This is a genomic window from Tistrella mobilis, assembly GCF_041468085.1.
GTDB classification, from domain to species: domain Bacteria; phylum Pseudomonadota; class Alphaproteobacteria; order Tistrellales; family Tistrellaceae; genus Tistrella; species Tistrella mobilis_A.
Genome location: NZ_CP121017.1, coordinates 1078774 through 1101013, shown reverse-complemented (window position 1 = coordinate 1101013; position 22240 = coordinate 1078774). Strand labels below are relative to the sequence as shown.

Genomic DNA, 22240 nt, shown 5'->3' with positions numbered 1-22240 from the left:
GTCCGCATCCCTGCCGTCCTTGAGATGAGCATAGCCAGGATATCGATCCGGCCGCCAATCACCCTGTGCCCCGTCGTCTTCACGATTTCGTGCGTCCCGCGTGACGCCCCCCCGGCGCCGATAGTGCGGGAATCGTCCGAAATTCTATACGTCTATAAGTTGTGTGAATAAATCAAAACACCGTTGAAGGATCTCCGGCCATGCCACCCTTCATACGTGTGTCTTCTATGGCCTGAAGATGAATGACATGTGATTCAATATCGTCGTTAAGTTTCAGTTCATGATTCGATCCCTTCCTCTCCCCATGTAGCTTAGAGCGAGCCCGCGTCCATGGACGCAGCTCCGGATTGCGAACATCGGGCAGAACGCGCCGATGGCCGCCCGGTTGCGCGAGAAACGCGCCATCCCCCTGTCCGAATCCCCGGACCTGTACCTCAGGAGAAGACACATGCTCACCAATGAGATCGCCGCCGTGCGCAACGCCGCCATCGACAGCCTGCACCGCACCCTGTCGGGGCCCCAGCCCTTCGCCGCGGCGCAGCCCCGCAGCCAGGGCGGTCTTGCCCCCGAACTGCCGGGCCTGCAGCGCCGGATGGCGGAGTGGAAGGCCGAGTACCCCGAGCATCATGTCACGGTCGGCCGCGCGCCGCAGGCCGGATCCATCATGCTGGCCAACAACGACTATCTTTCGCTCGCCGACGACGGCCGGATCATCGGCGCGCTCCGCGCAGCGCTCGATGACGTGAAGACCGAAACCTTCATGTCGGGCGTGTTCGTGCAGTTCCTCGACGCCCAGGGCGCCTATGAGCGCGAGATGGCGCGCTTCCTCGGCGCCGAGGGTGTCGCCCTCTGCCAGTCGGGCTGGGCCGCCAATGACGGGTTGATCCAGGCGATCGCCGATGCCGACACCCCGGTCTATGTCGATCTCTACGGCCATGCCTCGCTCTGGCAGGGCATCCACAGCGCGGGCGCGAAGCCGCGGCCCTTCCGCCACAACAACATGGCCCATCTGCGCAGCGTGATCGCCAAGAACGGCCCGGGCGTGATCCTGGTCGATTCGGTCTACAGCACCAGCGGCGATCTCTGCCCGCTCGACCAGCTCTGCGACCTTGCCGAAGAGACCGGCTGCATGCTGGTGGTCGATGAAAGCCATGGCGTCGGCGTGTTCGGGCCGCAGGGCTCCGGCCTCGTCACCGCCATGGGGCTGGAACACCGGGTGCATTTCCGCACCTTCAGCCTGTCGAAGGCCATGGTCGGCCGCGGCGGCATCGTCGCCGGCACGAAGAAGACGCTGGAATACTTCCGCTACACCTCGCGGCCGGCGATCTTCAGCTCGACCGTCCTGCCGCATGAAATCGCAGGCTTCCGTGCCACGCTCGACGTCATCCGCACCGACGAGCACCGCCGGTCGCGGCTTTTCGCCAACACCGCCTATCTGCGCGCGGGTCTGGCCGAGGCCGGTATCAATGTCGGCAACAGCCCGGCGCCGATCATCTCGCTGATCGGCGGTGCCGAGGCAAAAACGGCGCAGCTGCGCGACCGGCTGGAAGATCACGGCATCTTCGGCGCCGTGTTCTGTGCGCCGGCCACGCCCAAGGGGCGGTCGCTGGTCCGGCTCACGGTCAATTCCGGCCTCACCCAGGCCGATCTCGACCGGGTGATCCGGGCGGCGGCGGATTGCCGCGATCTGCTGGTCAGTGATCTGCGCATCGACCGCGACGCGGCCTGATCCACGGATCCCGACACGGCGGGCGGCCCTGCGGGGCCGCCCGCGATCCGGCAGGCGGCGGCAATCCTTGTGTGCTCAGGCCTTGTATGCTCAGGCCGCTTCCGGTGCTGCGATCAGCCCGGCATAGAGCGCGGCATCGATATTGCCGCCCGACAGCACCACGCCCACCCGCCGACAGCCCGCCAGACGGCCGGCGGCGGCATCGGCCATGGCCCCGGCCAGGGCGGCTGCCCCTGCCCCTTCGGCCAGATTGTGGGTATCGGCATGATAGGCCCTGACCGCCTTCGCAAGCCCGTCTTCCGACACGGTCACGAAGCGCGACACCCCGCGGCCGATGACCTCCAGTGCCCAGGGATCCGGCGACCGGCAGGCGATGCCGTCGGCAAAAGTGTCCGCCCGGTCGGTTTCGACCCGTCGGCCGGCGGCGAAGGACAGCGCATAGGCCGGTGCACCTTCCGCGACCACGCCCACGATCTCGGTTCCAAGCCCCAGCGCATCGCGGGCACGCACCGCGCCGCAGATGCCCGAGCCCATGCCCACCGCCACATAAAGCCGGTCGAGCGCCGGCGCCGCGGTCAGGAATTCCAGCGACTGGGTGGCGGTGCCGTCGGCGATGTCGGGAGAGATGGCCGGCACCATCACCGCCCGCCCGCCTGAGGCCTCGACCATGGCCGCGGCATGATCGCGCGCCGCCTGATAGTCGGCGCCCCCCTCCACCACCTCGGCCCCCAGCGCACGCATCGCGGCATTCTTTTCGGCGCTGTTGCCACGGGGAACGACGATGGTGGCGGCAATGCCGTGACGCCGGGCGGCGAAGGCGACCGCCTGGCCGTGATTGCCGCGGGTGGCGGCGATCAGATGCCGCACCTCCGGCCGCGCCCGCAGCAGGCGGGTGACATGGACGATCCCGCCGCGCAGCTTGAAGGCGCCGATCGGGGTATGGTTGTCGTGCTTCACCCAGGTCTCGACCCCCAGGCGCCGGGCCAGCAGCGGCCAGGCGATCTGCGGCGTGGGCGCCATGGCCTCACCCACGATCCGGCGGGCATCCTCCAGCGCGGCATCGGTCATCTCAGGGTCTCCCGTCCGAAATCGTCCTAAGGACAATCTTTAAAATCACCTTGTCAGCTCAGATGGTTGTATCGTCCTGACATCACCCTCAGGACACGCCTTCACCGGCCGGCCGTCAACGGCGCGATTGTCCTGAGGGCAAATTTCACCAGATGGAGGCGTGCAATCATGGAGGCGCTGCAGGACGGTTGGCGGCAGGCGGTGGAGACCGCGCGTGGCGGCGCGGTCTATCGCGCCCTCGCCGATATCATCGCCGCCGACATCGCCGCCGGCCGTCTCGCCCCCGGAGCCGCCCTGCCACCGCAGCGCCGCCTTGCCTGGGGGCTGGGCGTCGCCATCGCCACCGTCACCCGCGCCTATGAAGAACTGTCGGCGCGCGGCCTGGTGACGGCGGAGGTCGGCCGGGGAACCCGGGTCGGCCGGCGCCGCCGCGCCGATGACGGGGTGATCGCCCCGCGGGAGCCGGCCCGCCCGCGCCGCCGCCGCGAGACCTCGGCAGAGGGCGAGGACGAGACCGGCCTCATCGATCTGTCGCTGGCCCAGCCTGCCGACCCCGCCGCGGCCGCCGCCCTTTCGCGCACGCTTGCCGCCATGGCCGCCGGGTCGCAGGCGGCGGAGCTGCTGGCCTATCAGCCGGCCCGCGGCGCCGCACGCCATCGCGAGGCCGGCGCGCTCTGGCTCGGCCGGGCCGGCTGGTCGCCCGATCCGGCCCGGCTGACGGTCACGGCCGGTGCCCAGCATGCGCTGGTGGTGGCGCTGGCCGCCATCGCCGCCCCGGGCGAGGCGGTGGCGGTCGAAGGTCTTGCCAATCCCTCCATCCTGGCCGCCGCCCGCTTCCGCGGCATCCGCCTCAAACCCCTGCCGATCGATGCGGAAGGCGCCGACCCGGGCGCGCTGGACCGGCTGGCCGCCGAGGATGGCCGGCTTCGCGGCGCCATTCTCTCGCCGTCCCTGCACAACCCCACCGGTGCCAGCATGGGGCCGGCCCGCCGGGCGGATCTGGCCCGGGTGATCACCCGCCGCGGCCTGTTCCTGATCGAGGACGATGTTCACGCCCCCCTTGCCCCCCCGGCCGCCCTGCCGGCCCCGGTCGCGGCGCTCTGCCCCGATCAGGTGCTGCTGGTCGGCAGCCCGTCCAAGGTGCTGGGGCCTGGGCTCCGGGTCGGCTGGCTGGCGGCGCCGGCCGCCCTCGACGACCGCATCGCCGCCGCCCTCTGGGCCTCGGCCTGGATGGCGCCGCCGCTTGGTGCCGAAATCGTCACCCGCTGGATTGCCGACGGCACGGCCGAAACCCTCGCCACCGCGGCCCGTGCGGCCAATCTGCGCCGCCGCGCCCTGCTCGACCAGCGCCTGCCCGGGCTGGATCTGACCCTCGCCCCAACCTGCGCCCATGCCTGGATCGGCCTCGGCCCCGGCCGCAACCCCGCCCATATCTGGGATCCCGACCGCTTCGCCGAAGCTGCCGAAGCCGCCGGCGTGCGCATCGCCCCGGCCCGCGCCTTCACCGTGCCACCGGTTCCCGTTCCCGCCGCTGCCCGCCTGTCGCTGGCCGCCGCCCCTGACGACGCCGTGTTCCTGAAGGCGCTCGACCGCCTGGCCCGGCTGCTGGATCCGCACCCGGCACCGGCTCCGCTCCGCCCGATCGCGTAAAGCGGATCACAAAATCACGGGTTGCAGATCCATCCTATGAATCCCGTCATTGATTAGTCATACTTCTTGAAGAGTACCCGCCGGAAGCAACCGCCGCCCGCCGCCGACCGGGCCGGGCGCCCGTTCCAGGAGGTATGACTCCCGTGCCCACCGAGACCTCCGGGCTTATGGCCCTGCTGGCTTTCCTGCCGATCCTCGTGGCCGGTATCATGTTGATCGGCCTGCGCTGGCCGGCGGCGCGTGCCATGCCGATCGTGTATCTGCTGACCGTCGCCATCGCCCTCGGCGCCTGGGGGATGAGCGGAAACCGCGTGCTCGCCTCCACCCTTCAGGGCCTGATCCAGACCGCCGGCCTGCTGTGGATCATCTTCGGCGCCATCCTGCTGCTCAACACGCTGAAGCATTCGGGCGGCATCGCCGCGATCCGCTCGGGCTTCACCGCGATCAGCCCCGACCGCCGGGTGCAGGTGATCCTGATCGCCTGGCTGTTCGGCTCGTTCATCGAAGGCGCCTCGGGCTTCGGCACCCCGGCTGCGGTCGCAGCCCCGCTGATGGTGGCGGTGGGTTTCCCGGCCGCAGCGGCCGTGGTCTTCGGAATGATGATCCAGTCGACGCCGGTTTCGTTCGGCGCGGTGGGCACACCGCTGATCGTGGGCGTGCAGACCGGGCTCGACCGGGCGGCGCTCTCGGCGACGCTCACCGCCCGGGGCTCGTCCTGGGATGCGTTTTTCGGCCTGATCACCTCGGAAGTGGCCATCATCCATGCGATCTGCGGCACGCTGATGCCGCTGTTCCTGATCATGGTGATGACCCGCTTCTTCGGTCGCAACCGGTCCTGGAGCGAAGGTCTGTCAATCCTGCCCTTCGCAATCTTCGCAGCCTTCGCATTCACCATTCCCTATGTCGCGGCAGGCATGTTCCTGGGGGCCGAATTCCCGTCGCTGCTGGGCGGGTTGATCGGGCTCGGCGTCGTCACCGCCGCCGCCCGGGCCGGTTTCCTGGTGCCCCGCGACCGCTGGGATTTCGCCCCGCCCTCGGAATGGCCGGCCGGCTGGATGGGCCGGGTGGAGATCCGGCTCGACCAGTTGACGGCCCGCCGCATCCCGGTGGCGCTCGCCTGGGCGCCCTATGTGCTGCTCGCCGTCATTCTGGTGGTCAGCCGCACGGTGCCTGCCGTGGGCGACGCGCTCAAATCCGCCACCTTCCGGGCCACCGACATTCTGGGCGAGACCGGGATCGGCGGCGATTTCGCCCTGCTCTATCTGCCGGGCGGCATTCTGGTGATCGTCTGCCTGGTGACGCTGGTGCTCCACGGCATGAAGCCCGCCGCCTTCGGCCGGGCGGTCGGCGAAAGCGCCGGCACCCTGCTCGGCGCTGGTTTCGTGCTGATCTTCACCGTGCCGATGGTGCGGGTGATGATCAATTCCGGCGTGAATGCCGAAGGGCTTGCCAGCATGCCGGTGATGATGGCCCGCGCCGTCGCCGATGGTGTCGGTGACATCTACCCCCTCTTCGCCCCCACGGTGGGCGCGCTCGGCGCCTTCCTCGCCGGATCGAATACCGTCTCGAACCTGATGCTCAGCCAGTTCCAGTTCAGCGTCGCCGAACTGCTCGGCCTGTCGGGGGCGCTGATGGTCGCGGGCCAGTCGGTGGGCGCCGCCGCCGGCAACATGATCGCCATCCACAATGTCGTCGCCGCCTCGGCCACGGTCGGCCTGCTCGGCCGCGAGGGCTCGACGCTCCGCATCACCATCCTGCCGACGATCTATTACGTGCTGCTCGCCGGCGCATTGCTGCTGGCCGGCTTCCACCTGCTCGGCCTCGGCGACCCGCTCATCCCGGCCTGATCGCGTCTCGCGGGGGGGGGCCCATGCCCCCCCTTTCCCCCTCCCCCTCCCGCGAGACGGTTTGACGGCTTGACGGCTCTTATATTTTTATTATTCTAGAAATATGGAAAAAACAGAGGTCATCACCGCCCTGGCGGCGCTCGCCCACGAGGCCCGGCTCGACATCTTCCGCCTGCTGGTCCAGGCGGGGCCGGAGGGTCTGCCCGCGGGGCAGATCGCCCAGACGATCGGTCTTGCCGCCCCCACCGCCTCGTTTCATCTGGCCCAGCTGAAACAGGCGGGGCTGGTTCTCTGCCGGCGCGAAAGCCGCTCGCTGATCTACTCCGCCGCCTTCGACCGGATGACCGGGCTGGTCGGCTTCCTCACCGAAAACTGCTGCGGCGGCAATCCGGCCGGCTGCGGTCTGCCGCCCCTCGGATCCCCGGATACCTGCCATGACTGAGCCGACCCATGCCTGATACCGGCCGCCTCTCCTTCCTCGACCGCTGGCTCACCCTCTGGATCTTTGCGGCCATGGCCACGGGCATCGCGCTCGGCCATCTGCTGCCCGGCCTGCCGGCCGCGCTGGACCGGCTGACCATCGGCACCACCAACCTGCCGATCGCGATCGGGCTGGTGCTGATGATGTATCCGCCGCTCGCCCGTGTGCGCTATGAAGACCTGCCCAAGGTCTTCGCCGACCGTCGCGTGCTGCTGCTGTCGCTGGTCCAGAACTGGCTGATCGGCCCGGTGCTGATGTTCGCGCTGGCCGTGATCTTCCTGCACGACCAGCCGGGCTACATGACCGGGGTGATCCTGATCGGCCTGGCCCGCTGCATCGCCATGGTCCTGGTCTGGAACCGGCTGGCCGGCGGTGACGGCCAGTACGTGGCCGGGCTGGTCGCCTTCAACGCCATCTTCCAGCTGCTGTTCTTCGGCCTCTATGCGTGGTTCTTCCTGACCGTGCTGCCGCCGCTCGTCGGGCTCAACGGCGTGGTGATCGAGGTCGGCTTCGGCACGGTGGCCCAGGCGGTCGCGATCTATCTGGGCCTCCCCTTCCTCGCGGGCTTCCTCACCCGTCGGGCTCTGATCGCCGCCCGCGGCCCCGACTGGTACGAAACCCGCTTCCTGCCCCGGATCGGCCCGGTGACGCTGGCGGCCCTGCTTTTCACCATCGTCGCGATGTTCGCGCTGAAAGGTGGCGACGTGGTTCGTCTGCCGCTCGATGCGCTGCGCATCGCCCTGCCGCTGGTGATCTATTTCGTTCTGATGTTCGCGATCTCCTTCGCCATGGGCCGCCGGATCGGCGCCGATCATCCGCGCACCACCGCCATCGCCTTCACGGCCGCCGGCAATAATTTCGAGCTGGCGATCGCCGTCGCCATCGCCGCCTTCGGCCTCGCTTCCCCGGCTGCCTTCGCAGCCGTGATCGGGCCGCTGGTCGAGGTGCCGGTGCTGATCCTGCTGGTCCAGGCCGCCCGCCGCGCCGCGCGTTTCTGGACCACCCCAACCTCAAGGCCCGTCCGTCGATGACCACCATCACCCGCCTGCGCCCGCTTCCGGACCCCCATCACCTGCCGGCGCTGGACCCGCGCTATGTGATCCCCGATCCCGCCGCCGGTCTGGCACCGGGCGGGCCGGATCACAAGCCCAGGATCCTGCTGCTCTACGGCTCGCTGCGCGACCGCTCCTTCTCGCGCCTCGCGGTCGAAGAGGCGGCCCGGCTGCTCGAAGCCTTCGGGGCCGAAACCCGGATCTTCGACCCGCGCGACCTGCCCCTGCCCGACCAGGTGCCGGGCGACGACCACCCGGCGGTGCATGAACTGCGGGCCCTGTCGCTCTGGTCCGAGGGCCAGGTCTGGTGCAGCCCGGAACGCCATGGCCAGATCACCGGCATCATGAAGGCGCAGATCGACCACCTGCCCCTGCAGATGAACGCCCTGCGCCCCGCCCAGGGCCGGACGCTGGCGGTGATGCAGGTCTCGGGCGGCTCGCAGAGTTTCAACGCCGTCAACACGCTGCGCCTGCTCGGCCGCTGGATGCGGATGTTCACCATCCCCAACCAGTCGAGCGTGGCCAAGGCCTGGCAGGAATTCGACGAGGCCGGCCGCATGCGCCCCTCGGCCTATTACGACCGGATCGTCGACGTGATGGAGGAACTGGTCCGTTTCACCATCCTGCTCCGCCCTTATGCGGGCCAGCTGGTCGACCGCTATTCCGAGCGGCGCGAGACCGGACACAAGGCAGGCCATGTGTCGGATCTGGTGGTGAAATCGACCGGCGTCAGCGCGTGATCGCGATCTTGCCGATGGTCATGCCGCTTTCGATCGCCCGATGCGCCGCCCGGATGCCGGCGGCATCCATCCCGGCGATCCGCCGGGTGAGCGTGGTCTTCAGGCGGCCGTCATCCACCGCGGCCGCCACGGTGGCCAGGATCTCGCCCTGACGGGCGATGTCTGCGGTCTGGCAGACGGGACGGGTGAACATCCATTCCCAGACGAAGCCGGCCGACTTGCCCTGCAGGCGCGACAGGTCGATGCCGCCATCATGCTCCACGATGCCGCAGATCCGGCCCTGGGGGCGGATCAGCTCTACCATCGCCTCCCAATGGCCGGCGGTATCGGCGGTGTTGAAGATGTAATCGACCGTCCGGAAGCCAAGTGCCCGCACCTCCGCCACCAGATTGCGATGATCGACGACGTGATCGGCCCCCATCTCCAGGCTCCAGGCCCGGCTTTCCGGGCGTGAGGCCGTGGTGATCACGGTCAGGCCGGTATACTGCCGGGCGATCTGGGTTGCGATCGAACCGACACCCCCGGCACCGCCGATGATCAGCAGCGTCGCCCCCGGCGCCGCCCGGCCCATCGGGATCTCCAGCCGGTCGAACAGGGCTTCCCAGGCGGTCAACGCCGTCAACGGCAGGGCAGCGGCCGCGGCATCGTCCAGGCTTTTCGGCGCATGGGCGGTGATGCGGGCATCCACCGCCTGCAACTCGGCGTCTGAGCCCTGGCGGGTGACGTCGCCGGCATACCAGACCCGGTCGCCGGGCGCAAAGCCGGTGACGGCCTCGCCCATGGCCACCACCTCGCCCACCGCATCATAGCCGGGCACCCGGGCCGTCTCGCGCCGGGCGTCACGGGCAGACCGGCTGCGGATCTTGGCATCGGCCGGGTTGACCGAGACCGCAGCCACCCTGACCAGCAGATCATGGGGGCCCGGCACCGGCTCGGGCAGGTCGAGATCGAGCAGGGCTTCGGGATGATCGATCGGGTGGGAGCGGAAGAAGCCGACGGCTTTCATGGCTGCCTCTCCATGGGGCGGTGTGTGATGCCCCGACGATAGACATTCCGTCTCGCCCGGATAATCTGGGCAGATCACCAGAGACATTTTGGATTTCCAGAAGAATGAGCCTCGACCTGCGGTCCGTTCAGCTGTTCCTGCGTGCCGCCGCCACCGGCGGCATCGGCCGTGCCGGCCGCGAGATGGGCCTGTCGGCGACGGCCGCCACCCAGCGTCTGCGGGCACTGGAAGAGGATCTGGGCACGCGGCTCTTCGCCCGCAGCACAAGGCGGCTGGCGCTCACCACCGACGGCGCGCTGTTCCTGGAGCATGCGACACGGCTGATGGCCGATGTCGAGGAGGCGCGGGCCGCCCTGGCCGGCACGCAACGGGTGGCCGGCACGCTCAGGGTCACCGCCTCCGCGACATTCGGCCGGCGCTATATCGCGCCCTGGATCGGCGACTTCCTGGCCGCCCATCCCGATCTCAGAATCGAACTGGAACTGACCGACAGCGTCCAGGACATGGTGGAACGCGGCTTCGATCTGGCGATCCGGGTGGGCGCGCTGTCGGACTCGCGGCTCGTCGCCCGCCGTCTGGCCCCCGGCCGGCGGCTGGTGGTGGCGGCCCCCGCCTATCTCGCCCGCCGCGGATCACCGGCCGACGTCGCCGATCTGGCCGGTCACGACTGCCTGATCGAGGCCGGCCGCCGCATCTGGCGCTTCCGCCTGGCCGATGGCCGGGAGGTGGCGGTGCATGTCACCGGACGCTACGAGACCAATCATGGCGAGGCAATCTCGGACGCCGCCCGTGCAGGCCAGGGTATCGCGGTCAAATCGCTCTGGGACGTCGCGGAGGATCTTCGCGACGGCCGGCTGGTGGCCCTGCTGGACGGGGTCGTGCCGCTGCCCGAATGGAGCATCTGGGCGGTGCAGCCCTCGGCCACCCTGACCCCCGCCCGGGTGCGGCGTTTCGTCGACGCGCTTCAGCACCGCATCGGCCGGCCGGTGCCGGTGTGGGAGGCCCCGCCCGGAATCGCCGCAGACGCGCAGCGGGGCTGACGCCTTCCGCCCGAGGTGGCATGATGACGGCCCTGCCCCGTCTCCGCCGGCGGAGATCACCGCCGCCGGCCATGAAAGCCGGATCCGCCAATGCTTGCCCGCCTCCGCCGATCCGCCGCCGCCGGGATAGCGGCGGCCCTGCTCGCCTCGGTTCTGACCGGCCCGGTGGTGATCACACCGGTTCTGGCCCAGACGACCGCCGCCCCCGCCGGACCGTCGATGACCGATGGCCGCGCGGCGCCCGAGGCCGCGACCGGTCGGGCCGCGGCGCGCGGCCCGGTTGCCGCCACACGGATGATGGTGGTCGCAGCCCATCCGCTCGCGGTCGATGCCGGGCGTGCGGTGCTGGCGGATGGCGGCAGCGCCGCCGATGCCGCGATCACCGTGCAGCTGATGCTGGGCCTGCTGGAGCCGCAGTCGAGCGGTATCGGCGGTGGCGCTTTCGTGCTCTACCATGATGCCGCCACAGACCGGCTGACCACGCTGGATGCGCGTGAGACCGCCCCCGCCGCGGCCGGGCCCGACCTCTTCCTCACCGCCGACGGCAGCCCGATGGGCTTCCGCGATGCGGTGCCCGGCGGCCGGTCGGTGGGGGTGCCGGGGGTGCCGGCGCTGCTCTTTGCGCTTCACGAGCGCTGGGGCCGGCTGCCGCTGGCACGGCTGTTCCAGCCGGCCATTGCGCTGGCGGAGGCCGGCGTGCCGGTCTCGCCGCGTCTCGCCGCCCTGCTCGCCGATCCCCGCGCCTCGGCCTCGCTCCGCAAGGATCCGCAGGCCATGGCGCATTTCCTGCCGGGGGGCCAGCCGCCCGTCCCGGGTACGCTGCTGCCCAATCCCGACTATGCCGACACGCTGCGCGCCCTGCTGAAAGACGGCGCCGCCGCCTTCTATGCCGGGCCGATCGGGGCCGATCTGGTCGCGGCCGCCGCTGCGCGCGCCGACAATCCCGGCCGGATCGCCGAGGCCGATCTTGCCGCCTATCAGGTGGTGGAGCGGCCGCCGGTCTGCGTGCCCTATCATGCCCACGACGTCTGCGGCATGAGTCCGCCCTCGTCGGGCGGGCTTGCGATCGGCCAGATCATGGGGCTGCTGGATCGCCACAGGCTCGATCCTGCGCAGGGGCCGCTCGGCCTGCCCAATATCCATCTGCTCGCCGAGGCATCGAAGCTCGCCTTCGCCGATCGCGACCGCTGGGTGGCCGATCCCGACCATGTGCCGGTGCCCGTGGCCGGGCTGATCAACCCGGTCTATCTCGATACCCGCGCGCGTACCATAGAGCCGGGCAAGGCGCTGCCGGCGCCGGCCCCGGCCGGCCTGCCGCCGGGGGCCCAGACCCTGGCGCTGGCGGCCGATCCGGGCCGGCACGAGAACGGCACCTCGCATCTGTCGGTCGTCGATGCCGACGGCAATGTCGTCTCCATGACCACCAGCGTCGAAGGCGCCTTCGGATCGGGCGTGTTCGTGCGCGGCTTCCTGCTCAACAACCAGTTGACCGATTTCTCCTTCCGGCCCGAGATCGACGGCCGGCCGGTGATCAACCGGGTGGAGCCGGGCAAGCGGCCGCGCAGTTCCATGGCGCCCACGATCGTCTACGGCCCGGACGACCGGCCGGCGATCGTCGCCGGCTCCCCCGGCGGCAGCCGGATCATCGGCTATGTCGCCCAGGCGCTGACTGCGATGATCGATTTCGACCTCGACCCGCAGGCGGCGGCGGAACTGCCCCATGTGCTGAACCGCAACGGCCCGACCGAGATCGAGGCCGGGACCGGGGCCGAAGCCCTGATCACCGGGCTCGGCCTGCTGGGCGATCAGACCGCGACCGCCGAGATGACCAGCGGGTTGAACCTGATCCGGATCCACCCCGACGGCACCCTGCTCGGCGGCTCCGATCCCAGGCGTGAAGGCATTGCCGCGGGCCGGTGAGTCGTGGATCAGTGACAGGAAGGGAGACCAGGCGCATGGACATGAAGCGCATCCGGGCCGGGCAGCTGGAGGCCGCCTATCTCGAAGCCGGCCCGGCGGATGGCCCGCCGGTGGTCCTGCTCCACGGCTTTCCCTACGACGTTCATGCCATGACCGGCGCGGGACGGATCCTTGCCGCGTCGGGGCACCGGGTGCTGATCCCCTGGCTGCGCGGCTATGGCCCGACCCGCTTCCTCGACGACGCAACGCCGCGATCGGGCGAACAGGCGGCACTCGGCGCCGATCTTCTGGCCTTTCTGGAGGCGCTCGACCTGCCGCCCGCCGTGCTGGCCGGCTATGACTGGGGCGGGCGCGCCGCCTGCATCGTGGCGGCCCTCTGGCCCGAACGGGTGCGCGGGCTGGTGAGCGGCGGATCGGGCTACAACATCCAGAACATCGCCGCATCATCTGCACCGGCGGCGCCCGAAGCCGAGCATCGCTGGTGGTATCAGTACTATTTCCACGGCGAGCGCGGCCGGGCCGGTCTCACACGGAACCGCCGCGATCTCTGCCGGCTGCTGTGGAAACTCTGGTCGCCGGACTGGGATTTCGACGACGCGACCTTCGCCGAAACCGCCACAGCCTTCGACAACCCCGATTTCGTCGAGGTCGTCATCCATTCCTATCGCCACCGCTATGCGCTGGTGGCGGGGGACCCCGCCCATGCGGCGATCGAGCAGCGGCTTGCGGCCCAGCCGCCGATCACCGTGCCCGCGATCGTGCTTCAGGGCGGCAGCGACGGGGTCGATCCGCCCCAGGGCCGCGACGGCGACCGCCGGCAGTTTCAGGGGCCCCGGTCCTACGAGGTGCTGCCGGGCATCGGCCACAACATTCCCCAGGAAGCGCCCGCGGCCTTCGCCCGCGCGGTGGCAGAGCTTGCCCGCCACGCATGATGCCGTCCCTGCCTCTGCCCTTCGTCGGCGCGCTGCTGCTCGCCATCCTCGGCGCACGGCTGGTCGCGGGCGGAGAGCCCGGCCGGCGGATCACGCCGCAGGTGGTGTTCGTTGCCGCCTGCACGCTGGATCTCGTCGTGGTCGGGCTGCGCTGGAGCACCGATCTCGCGGCCATCCGCGCCCTTCAGCCGGTGGTCGCCGCCACCCTGCCACCGCTCGCCTGGCTGTGCTTCGCCGGCCTGACCCGGCCGCGGACCCGCACCCTCTGGTGGCATCTGCTGCCCGTCGCCCTGGTGGCCCTGCTCTCAGGGATCTGGACGGTCTGGCGGGCGCCGATCGATGCGGTGCTGGCGGTGATCTTCCTCGGCTATGCCGCGGCCTTGCTGCGCCTCGCGTCCCGCGGCCCCGATGCGCTGGCGGCGGCGCGGCTGGGCGATGCCCCGGCGGCGATCCGGGCCATGCGGCTGGTCGGGCTGGTGCTGGCCGGCTTCGCCCTGGTCGACCTCGCCATCGCCCTCGACGTCGCAGTCTCGGCCGGCCGGCATGCGGCGCTGATCGTGGCCGCCGCCAATCTGATCGCCCTGCCCGCCGGCGCCTGGGCCATCGCCACCACCGGCCTTGCCCCGCCGCCCCGGCCGGCGGCGCCGATGGAACCGCCACAAGCGAAGACGGCACAGGATGACGAGCCTGCGGCTGACGAGGACGACCTCGCCGAAGATCAGGCGATCATCGACCGCCTCGACGCCCTGATGCGGGACCGCGCGCCCTATCGCGACCCCGATCTCACCCTCGACCGCCTGGCCCGCCGCCTGGGCCTGCCGGCCCGCCGCCTCTCGGCCGCGGTCAACCGCCGCCTGGATCGCAATGTCTCGCAGCTGGTCAACGACCACCGCGTGGCCGAGGCCTGCCGCCTGCTCTCCACCACCGACGAGCCGGTCACCCGGATCATGTTCGATGCCGGCTTCCAGACCAAATCCAACTTCAACCGCGAATTCCGCCGGGTCACCGGCACCACCCCCAGCGGCTGGCGGCGGGATCGGCGGGGGCGGGGAATGGTGTAGCTTGACGCGACAATGCAAATGCATTACTTTTTGTTTCAAGTGATTTAGACCGGCCGAACAGGAGGCAGCCATGCCTGCACTCGCTCAGGAAATCTCGAAGCTGACCGATCGCTATCAGACGACGGTGCCAAGCGGCGTGCGGAAGCAGCTGAACCTCGAAAAGGGCGATCATATCCGCTATCTCACCGAGCCGAACGGGCGGGTCTATATCGAAGCTGCCCATGCGGATGATGGCGATCCGGCACTTGGTGCCTTCCTCGATCTTCTTGAAGCCGATATCAGCGCACACCCTGAGCGCCTGATGGCCATTGACAGCAGCTTCGTCGAGCAGCTCAAGGTGCTGCTCAAGGATGTGGATGTCGATCTCGACGCCCCTCTGTCCGACGACGACGAGTAATGGGGTCGGCTGCGGCACCGATCATCGCCAACGGCTGGTCCGTCTACGCGCATCCGCTCTTCCTGGAACAGGCTGCGGACCTGCTGGCGGATGTCAAGACCCGCCGGGAGCGTGATCCCCAAACCTGGCACAAGAAGAACAGCGCGAAACGGTTGGCTGCTGTCCTGCGGCTGATCAGCGAGATCATCCCGGCGGATCCGGGCGCGCCTCAGTTTCGACAGGGCGGCACTCTCGGAGACCACAGGAAGCATTGGTTCCGTGCGAAATTCCTCCAGCAATACCGACTGTTCTACCGCTTCGACAGCCGGGAAAAGATCATCGTCATAACCTGGGTCAACGACGAGAAAACCCTCCGCGCCTATGGCAGCCGGACGGATGCCTATGCCGTGTTCCAGGCGATGCTCGACGGAGGCAACCCGCCAGACGACTTTGACGCCTTGGTCAAAGCCGCCAAAGCGGCCGCCGGGCAGTTCCGGCAGAACCTGAAAGACATGGCGGTCGACTGACCCGCCCCGGATGCCGCGAGGCCGGCCACCGCCAATCCGCAGAGCTTTCCACCCGCGTGAGGCGGATTGCACGATCCGCGCAATCGTCGCCCCCCCGCAAGGGCACGGCCTGCAACTGCTCGAACGGCCGACCGGCCCACCCGCGGCCCCCGTCAGCGGCGGGCCAGGATGACCGTGCCGGCGGTGCCGAACATGCCGCCCACGCCCTGGACGACCGAAATGCGGGCGTCCCTGACCTGTGCCCCCTGGGGCGCCGTGCCGCGCATCTGGCGGACGGCTTCCTGAAGCGCGTACATGCCGTACATGCCGGAATGCATGTAGTTGATGCCGCCGCCATTGGTGTTCATCGGCAGGCGGCCGCCGGGGGCGGTGTGGCCGTCGGCGATGAAGCCGGCCGCCTCGCCTGGTTTCACGAAGCCCAGGGCCTCCAACCCGTAAAGCGGTACATGGGCGAAGGCGTCGTAGATCATCAGATGGTCGACATCGGCCCGGTCGATACCGGCCGCGGCGAAGGCCTGATCACCGGCCACCCGGAAGGCGCGGGAGCTGGTGTAGTCCTTCATCTCGGTAATCATCAGATGCTCGACGCTTTCGCCCGTGCCGATCACGTCGACCGGGCGGGTCGGGAAATCGGCGGCGCGGTCGGGGGCGGTCAGGATCAGCGCGCCGCCGCCATCGGTGACCAGGCAGCACATCAGGATGCGGAACGGCCAGGCGATCATGCGTGAGGCCAGCACCTCGTCGATCGTCACCGGATCGCGGCGGAAGGCGCGCGGGTGAAAACCCGCCCATTGCCGCTGCACCACCGTCACCCGGGCGAGATCTTCCTCGGTCACCCCGAAGGTCTTCATGTAGCGCAGCGCCGGCAGGGTGAACAGCGTCGCCGCCATGGTCGGGGTGTAGCCCAGTTCGAACTGGCCCATCAGCGAATGGGGCGGCACCGTCCAGGGAACATGGCCGACCCGCGAGCGGCCGCTTTCGCCATGGGTGATCAGCACCGTGCGGCAGAGCCCGGCCCGGATCGCCGCCGCGGCATGGGCGACATGGGTCATGAAGGAACAGCCGCCGATATTGGTGGCATCCACCCATGTGGGGGTGATGCCCAGATACTGGGCCAGCATCGCCGGGTTTTCGCCCGCGGTCGCGATGCCGTCGATATCGGCCGGGGTGAGGCCGCAATCGGCCAGCGCATTCAGCGCCGCATCGGCATGCAGATCCAGTTCCGACATGTCGGGCAGCACGCCGAGCCGGGTGGTCTCGGCGGCACCCACGATCGAGGCCAGGGGGCGGGTCAGGCTCATGCGCCGGCTCCGTTGCTGTCGGCCGCCGGGCGGAATTTCGGCAGGGTGATGGTTTCGGACACTGGCTCGAACACCACCTCCAGCGCCATGTCGAGCGGCAGCGCCTCGGGCGTCTGGGGGCAGCCCTCGATATTGGTCATCATCAGCGGCCCCTCTTCCAGCCGCACCACTGCCACCACATAGGGGCCGTCACCGCCCTTGGGCACCATGTGGTTGATCACATAGCTCCACAGCGTCGCCCGGCCGCTACATTTCAGCGCCGTCACCTCCCGCCCGCCGCAGGCCGGACAGAAGGGCCGGGGCGGAAAATGGCGACCGCCGCAGGCCGTGCATTCCTGAACGTAAAGCTCTCCCCTGCGGGTCGCATCCCAGAACCAGGCCGTCTGCGGCGTCGGTTCGGGCAGGCTGCCTCTCAGCATCGGTTACCCCCGTCTGTGGTGTGTCATGCCCCGGGTCCATACCCGGAGGCTCATGTCCGAAGGCCGTCTTCGACGACGGCCGGGGCAGAAAGGAGTTTGACAAGCGGGGGCCAGATGATCAAATCTTTGATCAAAGATCGAGCATCAATCGCTCACCACCAGCTTCCCCCCGCATGCCTGCCCGGTGGGCCGCCTCCCCCGGCGGCTTTCCGTCGAGCGTCTTCCCCGCCCGGCGGGCCCGGTATCCTCTGGCCGTCGTATGAATACGATGGCATGGAACCAACCGTGGCCGGACGGGCATGCCCCCTGATTTCATACCCCCGAGGACGAGGACCCTCCCCGATGGCAGGAGCGCCTGAAACCGCGGCCGATGCGCCCGCAAAGACCCGCACCCGCGGCAAGAAGCTGATCATCAGCTGTGCGGTGACCGGTGCCGTGCACACGCCGACCATGTCCCCGCATCTGCCCTACACGCCCAACGACATCGCCACCCAGGCGGTGGATGCGGCGAAAGCCGGTGCCGCGATCCTGCATCTGCATGCGCGTGACCCCGAGGACGGCCGGCCGAGCCCGAAGCTTGCCCATTACGAGGGCTTCGTCCCGCGCATCCGCCAGCAATGCGATGCGGTGATCAACATCACCACCGGCGGCTCCACCGCCATGACCATGGAACAGCGGCTGGAAGGCCCCCTCGGCCTCTCGCCCGAGATCTGCTCGCTCAACATGGGATCGATGAACTTCGTCTATTCCGACCTGGGCCAGCGCTACCAGAACTGGCGCTTCCCCTGGGAGAAGCCCTATGTCGAGGCGACGAAGGACGTCATCTTCCGCAACACCTTCGGCGATATCGAAACCATCCTGCGCGAGATGGGCGAGCGTCGCGGGGCGCGGTTCGAATACGAATGCTACGACGTCGGCCATCTCTACACGCTGGCGCATTTCCTGGACCGCAAGCTCGCGACCCCGCCGCTGTTCGTGCAGATGGTGTTCGGCATCCTGGGCGGCATCGGCGCCGACCCCGACAACCTGATGCACATGAAGACCATCGCCGACCGGCTGTTCGGCGACGCCTTCGAATGGTCGGTGCTGGCCGCCGGCCGCCACCAGATCAATTTCGCGACCATGGCGGCTGCCATGGGCGGCCATGTCCGCGTCGGGCTTGAGGACAGCCTCTATGCCGGCCCCGGCAAGATGGCCGAAAGCAATGCCGAGCAGGTCGCCAAGATCCGCCGGATCGTCGAGGAACTGGGCCGCCCGATCGCGAGCCCCGAAGAGGCGCGCGCCATGCTGGGCGTGCCGTCGAGGGCCGCCGCCGCCTGATTGCCAGGACGCAGACCTTCCGCACCATCCCCCTCCCGTCCGGTGGCCCCTTGCGGGGAGCGCAAGGCACCGGGCGGCGAGCGGCAAACCACCCGTCTGAAGCCCCCGAGACGACCCAGACCGAGACGGACCAGACAAGAACCGCACGGGCAAAAAAACCACACGGGACCATCGACAGGAGGCAGGAATGCTGCACACACGGCCGAGGGGGCGCCTGCGCGCCCGCCTGATTGCCGCCGCCGCTTCGGCGGCGCTGACCCTGACGGCCATTGCCGGCGCCGCCCAGGCCCAGAGCCGGGAAGAGACGCTGCGCGTGGTGACCGGCGGCCAGGTCAACACCCTGGACGCCGGCATGCAGGGGATCACCCGCGACGGCTTCGGCCTGAACTGGAACATCTACGACCGGCTGGTCAGCTGGGACCGGAAGAAGTTCGGCGACGGCTATATCTACGACTTCGACAAGATGAAGGGCGAACTGGCCGAAAGCTTCACGATCAGCGATGACGGCCTGACCGTCACATTTAAGCTGCGCCCCGACGCCACCTTCCACGACGGCTCGCCGGTGACGGCCGAGGACGTGAAGTGGTCGCTGGACCGCGCGGTGTCGCTGAAGGGCCCGGGCGCACAGATGGCCACCGGCTCGCTGAAGTCGCCCGACCAGTTCAAGATCATCGACGCGCGCACCATTCAGGTGACACTGGACAAGCCCGACCGGCTGGCGGTGCCGAACCTAGCCGTGGTCTTCCCGGTCATCCTGAATTCGAAGCTCGCCAGGCAGCATGCCACCGCCGAGGACCCCTGGGCGACCGAGTGGCTGAAGGAGAACCAGGCCTCGGGCGGCGCCTACAAGGTCTCGTCCTTCAAGGCCGGTCAGCAGGTGGTGCTGGACCGTTTCGACGACTGGAAGAGCGGCCCGCTGCCCTATTTCAAGCGGATCATCGTCCAGACCGTGCCCGAGGCATCGACCCGCGCCAGCCTGATCGAGCGTGGTGACGCCGATCTCTCGATCGACCTGCAGTCCAGCGACGTGCTGGCGCTGAAGGATCGCGGCGCCGTCAAGGTGGTGTCGATCCCGCAGGTCAACGCCTTCCAGATGATCGCCTTCAACACCCGGATGGCGCCGTTCGACAACGTCAAGGTCCGCCAGGCGGTTGCCCATGCGCTGCCCTTCGACGACATGTTCACCGCCGCGCTCTATCGCCGCGGCGCGCCGCTCTGGGGAGCCAGCTGGAAGGACCTGCCCGACAACGGCAAGTTCCCGCAGCGCCTGCCCTATGCCACCAATCTCGACAAGGCCAAGGGCCTGCTGGCCGAAGCCGGTTTCCCCAACGGCTTCAAGACCACCTTCTCGTTCAATGTCGGCTCGGCTGCAACCAGCGAGCCGATCGCGGCGCTGATCAAGGAATCGCTCGGCAAGATCGGCATCGACGTCACCGTCGAGAAGGTGCCGGATGCGCAGATGGGCACCCTGATCTCGGAAAAGAAGCTGCCCTTCTTCACCGAGAGCGCGATCGCCTGGCTGCCGTCGGCCGACTATTTCTTCCGGGTGTTCTTCCAGGGTGAGACCCGGTGGAATTACGGCTCGTTCGTGAACGAGGAACTGGCCGAGCTGACCACCAAGGCGCGCTACGAGCGCGACCCTGCGGCCTATGAGGCGGCCGCGAAGCGCATGGTCAAGATCGCCGCCGACGAGGTCCCGGTCGTGATGCTCTGGCAGCCCGCCCTCGATGCGGTGATGGCCAGGAACATCGACGGCTTCACCTACTGGTTCCACCGTCAGACCGACTATCGCAGCCTGACCCGGACCAAGTGATGCCGCCCTGTCCCCTCCGCCGGGTTCCGGCCTGGCGGAGGGGGCAGCCACCCGCCTCAGGGAAAGGACGACCCCCATGCGCTCGATCGCATACCGGTCCGCCCGACGGTTGGCCGCCGCCCTGCCGGTGCTGCTGGGCGTGCTGGTCTTCACCTTCGTGCTGATGCGGCTTCTGCCCGGCGATCCGGCCGTCTTCTTCGCCTCTGGCCCGAATTCCGGCGAGGCCGAAATCCAGGCGATGCGCGAGAAGCTGGGCCTCGACCGCTCGCTGCCCGAACAGCTGATCCTCTATCTGGGCGATGTCGCGACCGGCGATCTCGGCACCTCGATGACCACCGGCCGTCCGGTGCTGGACGATCTGGCCGAACGCCTGCCCGCCTCGCTCGAACTCACCGTGGTCGCCCTGATCCTGGCGCTCGCGACCGCCCTGCCGCTCGGCATCCTGGCGGCGCTGATGCCCGGATCGGTGCTGGACCACATGGTCCGGGTTGTCTGCACCGCCGGGGTGGCGATGCCGACCTTCGTCTCGGGCCTGCTGCTGATCTTCATCTTCTACTATCTGCTGGGATGGGCGCCCGACCCCACCGGCCGGATCGACGTCTTCCTGGTCGCCCCCCCATCCGTGACCGGCTTCCTGCTGATCGACTCGCTGCTCGCCGGTGACATGGAGGTCTTCCGGGCCGCCCTCGGCCAGCTGATGCTGCCGGCGATCACCATGGCCCTGTTCGTGCTGGCGCCCCTGGCCCGCATGACCCGCGCCTCGATGCTGGCGGCGCTGGGCGGCGATTTCGTCCGCACCGCCCGCTCGCTCGGCCTGCCGGGCTGGAAGGTGGTCAACGTCTATGCGCTGCGCAACGCCATCCTGCCGGTGCTGACCACCACCGGCATCATGTTCTCCACCATGCTGGGCGCCAATGTGCTGGTGGAGAAGGTCTTCTCGTGGCCGGGCGTCGGCTCCTACACGCTGGATGCGCTGCTCGCCTCGGATTACGCCCCGGTGCAGGGCTTCGTGCTGCTGATGGCCGGCATCTTCGTGGTGGTCAATCTGGTGGTCGATCTCGCCTATGGGATCGCCGATCCGCGGGTGGTGATCGAATGAGCACGGCAACGCTGAAACATGTGGGCTGGGTGCTGCGGGGCAACCTCGTCACCGCCGGCGCCGCCCTGGTCACCCTGCTGCTGGTGGTGATCGCGATCCTGGGGCCGTCGATCGCGCCGCACGACCCGCTCACCTCCAATGTGGCCAACGCCCTGACGCCCCCCTCGGCGGAGCACTGGTTCGGAACCGACCGGCTCGGCCGCGACATCTTCAGCCGCGTGCTGGTGGCGACCAGGCTCGACCTGGGCATCGCAGTCGCGGCCGTCATCCTGTCCTTCGCCCTGGGCACCGCCATCGGCGGCGCGGCCGGCTATCTGGGCGGCACCTTCGACAAGGTGACCGGCCGGGCGGTCGACGTGGTCATGGCCTTCCCGCTTTTCGTGCTGGCCATGGCACTGGTGGCCGCCCTCGGCAACCGGGTCGAGAACGTGGTCTATGCGACCGCGATCATCAACCTGCCCTTCTACATCCGCTTCGCCCGCGCCGAGGTGAATGTCCGGCGCGATCTGGGCTGGGTAGAGGCCGCGCGCGCCTCGGGCAACGGCAAGGCCGCGGTTCTGTTCCGCTTTCTGCTGCCCAATGTGATGCCGGCAATGATGGTGCAGATCTCGCTCAATCTGGGCTGGTCGATCCTGAACGCCGCAGGCCTTTCCTTCATCGGCCTGGGCGTCCAGCCGCCGACCCCGGAATGGGGGATCATGGTCGCCGAAGGCGCCCGCTTCATCACCACCGGCTATTGGTGGACCGTGGCCTTCCCCGGCCTCGCCCTGGTCGCGACCGTGCTGTGCTTCAATCTGCTCGGCGATGGCCTGCGCGACATGCTCGACCCCAGGATGCGGACATGATGGTGGATCACGCA

Annotated in this window: 20 protein-coding genes; 16 read left to right on the top strand and 4 right to left on the bottom strand. The window is 69.0% G+C overall.

The window, feature by feature from the left end:
- Positions 1–448: 448 nt before the first annotated feature.
- A complete protein-coding gene (gene cqsA, locus P7L68_RS10785; RefSeq protein WP_372005087.1) occupies positions 449–1729 on the top strand; it encodes an alpha-hydroxyketone-type quorum-sensing autoinducer synthase in 1281 nt (426 codons plus the stop codon).
- A gap of 90 nt (positions 1730–1819) precedes the next feature.
- On the opposite strand, the gene P7L68_RS10780 is transcribed toward cqsA, so the two are convergent.
- Entirely contained in the window at positions 1820–2797 is a 978-nt protein-coding gene (locus tag P7L68_RS10780; protein ID WP_372005084.1) for a threonine dehydratase, read from the bottom strand.
- 168 nt (positions 2798–2965) lie between these two features.
- On the opposite strand from P7L68_RS10780, the gene P7L68_RS10775 reads away from it, so the two are divergent.
- The 5 genes from P7L68_RS10775 (at position 2966) to arsH (ending at position 8567) form a co-directional block, all read left to right on the top strand.
- Complete coding sequence (locus P7L68_RS10775; RefSeq protein WP_372005082.1) at positions 2966–4447, top strand: PLP-dependent aminotransferase family protein; 1482 nt, start codon at positions 2966–2968, stop codon at positions 4445–4447.
- Between the two features lie 167 nt (positions 4448–4614).
- Positions 4615–6294 (top strand): L-lactate permease, encoded by a 1680-nt coding sequence (locus P7L68_RS10770; protein WP_372006817.1) that lies wholly within the window; start codon positions 4615–4617, stop codon positions 6292–6294.
- A gap of 103 nt (positions 6295–6397) precedes the next feature.
- Positions 6398–6736 carry an ArsR/SmtB family transcription factor gene (locus P7L68_RS10765; protein WP_372005080.1) on the top strand — a complete coding sequence of 113 codons (339 nt, stop codon included), beginning with the start codon at positions 6398–6400 and terminating at the stop codon, positions 6734–6736.
- An 8-nt stretch (positions 6737–6744) separates the two neighbouring features.
- Entirely contained in the window at positions 6745–7806 is a 1062-nt protein-coding gene (arsB, locus tag P7L68_RS10760; RefSeq protein WP_372005078.1) for an ACR3 family arsenite efflux transporter, read from the top strand.
- Entirely contained in the window at positions 7803–8567 is a 765-nt protein-coding gene (gene arsH, locus P7L68_RS10755) for an arsenical resistance protein ArsH (RefSeq protein ID WP_372005075.1), read from the top strand. The genes arsB and arsH overlap by 4 nt, the downstream gene beginning before the upstream one ends.
- Here the strand turns inward: arsH and P7L68_RS10750 are convergent.
- Positions 8557–9573: a zinc-binding alcohol dehydrogenase family protein gene (locus P7L68_RS10750; RefSeq protein ID WP_372005073.1), complete on the bottom strand. Its 1017-nt coding sequence runs from the start codon at positions 9571–9573 to the stop codon at positions 8557–8559. The two genes, arsH and P7L68_RS10750, sit on opposite strands and share 11 nt — an antisense overlap.
- A gap of 104 nt (positions 9574–9677) precedes the next feature.
- Here P7L68_RS10750 and P7L68_RS10745 point away from each other — a divergent pair, with 104 nt between their 5' ends.
- From P7L68_RS10745 to P7L68_RS10720, 6 genes are all read left to right on the top strand, one after another.
- A complete protein-coding gene (locus P7L68_RS10745; protein ID WP_372005071.1) occupies positions 9678–10613 on the top strand; it encodes a LysR family transcriptional regulator in 936 nt (311 codons plus the stop codon).
- Between the two features lie 90 nt (positions 10614–10703).
- Entirely contained in the window at positions 10704–12533 is a 1830-nt protein-coding gene (gene ggt / locus P7L68_RS10740; protein ID WP_372005069.1) for a gamma-glutamyltransferase, read from the top strand.
- Between the two features lie 41 nt (positions 12534–12574).
- On the top strand, positions 12575–13465 hold the full coding sequence (locus P7L68_RS10735; RefSeq protein ID WP_372006816.1) for an alpha/beta fold hydrolase: 891 nt from the start codon (positions 12575–12577) through the stop codon (positions 13463–13465).
- A complete protein-coding gene (locus P7L68_RS10730; RefSeq protein WP_372005066.1) occupies positions 13462–14526 on the top strand; it encodes a helix-turn-helix domain-containing protein in 1065 nt (354 codons plus the stop codon). The genes P7L68_RS10735 and P7L68_RS10730 overlap by 4 nt, the downstream gene beginning before the upstream one ends.
- Before the next feature lie 70 nt (positions 14527–14596).
- Positions 14597–14923, top strand: coding sequence for a type II toxin-antitoxin system PrlF family antitoxin (locus P7L68_RS10725; protein ID WP_372005064.1), 327 nt, complete (start codon positions 14597–14599; stop codon positions 14921–14923).
- Positions 14923–15429 (top strand): type II toxin-antitoxin system YhaV family toxin, encoded by a 507-nt coding sequence (locus P7L68_RS10720; protein ID WP_372005061.1) that lies wholly within the window; start codon positions 14923–14925, stop codon positions 15427–15429. Before P7L68_RS10725 ends, P7L68_RS10720 begins: the two co-directional genes overlap by 1 nt.
- A gap of 152 nt (positions 15430–15581) precedes the next feature.
- On the opposite strand, the gene P7L68_RS10715 is transcribed toward P7L68_RS10720, so the two are convergent.
- Together P7L68_RS10715 and P7L68_RS10710 are read right to left on the bottom strand one after the other, a co-directional pair.
- Positions 15582–16724 carry a thiolase gene (locus P7L68_RS10715; protein ID WP_372006815.1) on the bottom strand — a complete coding sequence of 381 codons (1143 nt, stop codon included), beginning with the start codon at positions 16722–16724 and terminating at the stop codon, positions 15582–15584.
- Between the two features lie 2 nt (positions 16725–16726).
- Positions 16727–17149, bottom strand: a complete 423-nt coding sequence (locus P7L68_RS10710; protein ID WP_372005059.1) for a Zn-ribbon domain-containing OB-fold protein — start codon at positions 17147–17149, stop codon at positions 16727–16729.
- A 342-nt stretch (positions 17150–17491) separates the two neighbouring features.
- On the opposite strand from P7L68_RS10710, the gene P7L68_RS10705 reads away from it, so the two are divergent.
- The 4 genes from P7L68_RS10705 (at position 17492) to P7L68_RS10690 (ending at position 22226) form a co-directional block, all read left to right on the top strand.
- The gene (locus tag P7L68_RS10705; protein WP_372005057.1) at positions 17492–18469 is read left to right on the top strand and encodes a 3-keto-5-aminohexanoate cleavage protein; all 978 of its coding nucleotides are present in this window, start codon (positions 17492–17494) and stop codon (positions 18467–18469) included.
- 187 nt (positions 18470–18656) lie between these two features.
- Positions 18657–20282 carry an ABC transporter substrate-binding protein gene (locus P7L68_RS10700; protein ID WP_372005055.1) on the top strand — a complete coding sequence of 542 codons (1626 nt, stop codon included), beginning with the start codon at positions 18657–18659 and terminating at the stop codon, positions 20280–20282.
- Between the two features lie 76 nt (positions 20283–20358).
- Positions 20359–21381, top strand: a complete 1023-nt coding sequence (locus tag P7L68_RS10695) for an ABC transporter permease (RefSeq protein ID WP_372005052.1) — start codon at positions 20359–20361, stop codon at positions 21379–21381.
- Positions 21378–22226, top strand: a complete 849-nt coding sequence (locus P7L68_RS10690; RefSeq protein ID WP_372005050.1) for an ABC transporter permease — start codon at positions 21378–21380, stop codon at positions 22224–22226. The genes P7L68_RS10695 and P7L68_RS10690 overlap by 4 nt, the downstream gene beginning before the upstream one ends.
- Positions 22227–22240: the final 14 nt, after the last annotated feature.

Bases quoted from the DNA above. Each gene is read 5' to 3' on its own strand.
- cqsA (WP_372005087.1), top strand. From the start codon at position 449: ATGCTCACCAATGAGATCGCCGCCGTGCGCAACGCCGCCATCGACAGC.
- P7L68_RS10780 (WP_372005084.1), bottom strand. From the start codon at position 2,797: ATGACCGATGCCGCGCTGGAGGATGCCCGCCGGATCGTGGGTGAGGCC.
- P7L68_RS10775 (WP_372005082.1), top strand. From the start codon at position 2,966: ATGGAGGCGCTGCAGGACGGTTGGCGGCAGGCGGTGGAGACCGCGCGT.
- P7L68_RS10770 (WP_372006817.1), top strand. From the start codon at position 4,615: ATGGCCCTGCTGGCTTTCCTGCCGATCCTCGTGGCCGGTATCATGTTG.
- P7L68_RS10765 (WP_372005080.1), top strand. From the start codon at position 6,398: ATGGAAAAAACAGAGGTCATCACCGCCCTGGCGGCGCTCGCCCACGAG.
- arsB (WP_372005078.1), top strand. From the start codon at position 6,745: ATGCCTGATACCGGCCGCCTCTCCTTCCTCGACCGCTGGCTCACCCTC.
- arsH (WP_372005075.1), top strand. From the start codon at position 7,803: ATGACCACCATCACCCGCCTGCGCCCGCTTCCGGACCCCCATCACCTG.
- P7L68_RS10750 (WP_372005073.1), bottom strand. From the start codon at position 9,573: ATGAAAGCCGTCGGCTTCTTCCGCTCCCACCCGATCGATCATCCCGAA.
- P7L68_RS10745 (WP_372005071.1), top strand. From the start codon at position 9,678: ATGAGCCTCGACCTGCGGTCCGTTCAGCTGTTCCTGCGTGCCGCCGCC.
- ggt (WP_372005069.1), top strand. From the start codon at position 10,704: ATGCTTGCCCGCCTCCGCCGATCCGCCGCCGCCGGGATAGCGGCGGCC.
- P7L68_RS10735 (WP_372006816.1), top strand. From the start codon at position 12,575: ATGAAGCGCATCCGGGCCGGGCAGCTGGAGGCCGCCTATCTCGAAGCC.
- P7L68_RS10730 (WP_372005066.1), top strand. From the start codon at position 13,462: ATGATGCCGTCCCTGCCTCTGCCCTTCGTCGGCGCGCTGCTGCTCGCC.
- P7L68_RS10725 (WP_372005064.1), top strand. From the start codon at position 14,597: ATGCCTGCACTCGCTCAGGAAATCTCGAAGCTGACCGATCGCTATCAG.
- P7L68_RS10720 (WP_372005061.1), top strand. From the start codon at position 14,923: ATGGGGTCGGCTGCGGCACCGATCATCGCCAACGGCTGGTCCGTCTAC.
- P7L68_RS10710 (WP_372005059.1), bottom strand. From the start codon at position 17,149: ATGCTGAGAGGCAGCCTGCCCGAACCGACGCCGCAGACGGCCTGGTTC.
- P7L68_RS10705 (WP_372005057.1), top strand. From the start codon at position 17,492: ATGGCAGGAGCGCCTGAAACCGCGGCCGATGCGCCCGCAAAGACCCGC.
- P7L68_RS10700 (WP_372005055.1), top strand. From the start codon at position 18,657: ATGCTGCACACACGGCCGAGGGGGCGCCTGCGCGCCCGCCTGATTGCC.
- P7L68_RS10695 (WP_372005052.1), top strand. From the start codon at position 20,359: ATGCGCTCGATCGCATACCGGTCCGCCCGACGGTTGGCCGCCGCCCTG.
- P7L68_RS10690 (WP_372005050.1), top strand. From the start codon at position 21,378: ATGAGCACGGCAACGCTGAAACATGTGGGCTGGGTGCTGCGGGGCAAC.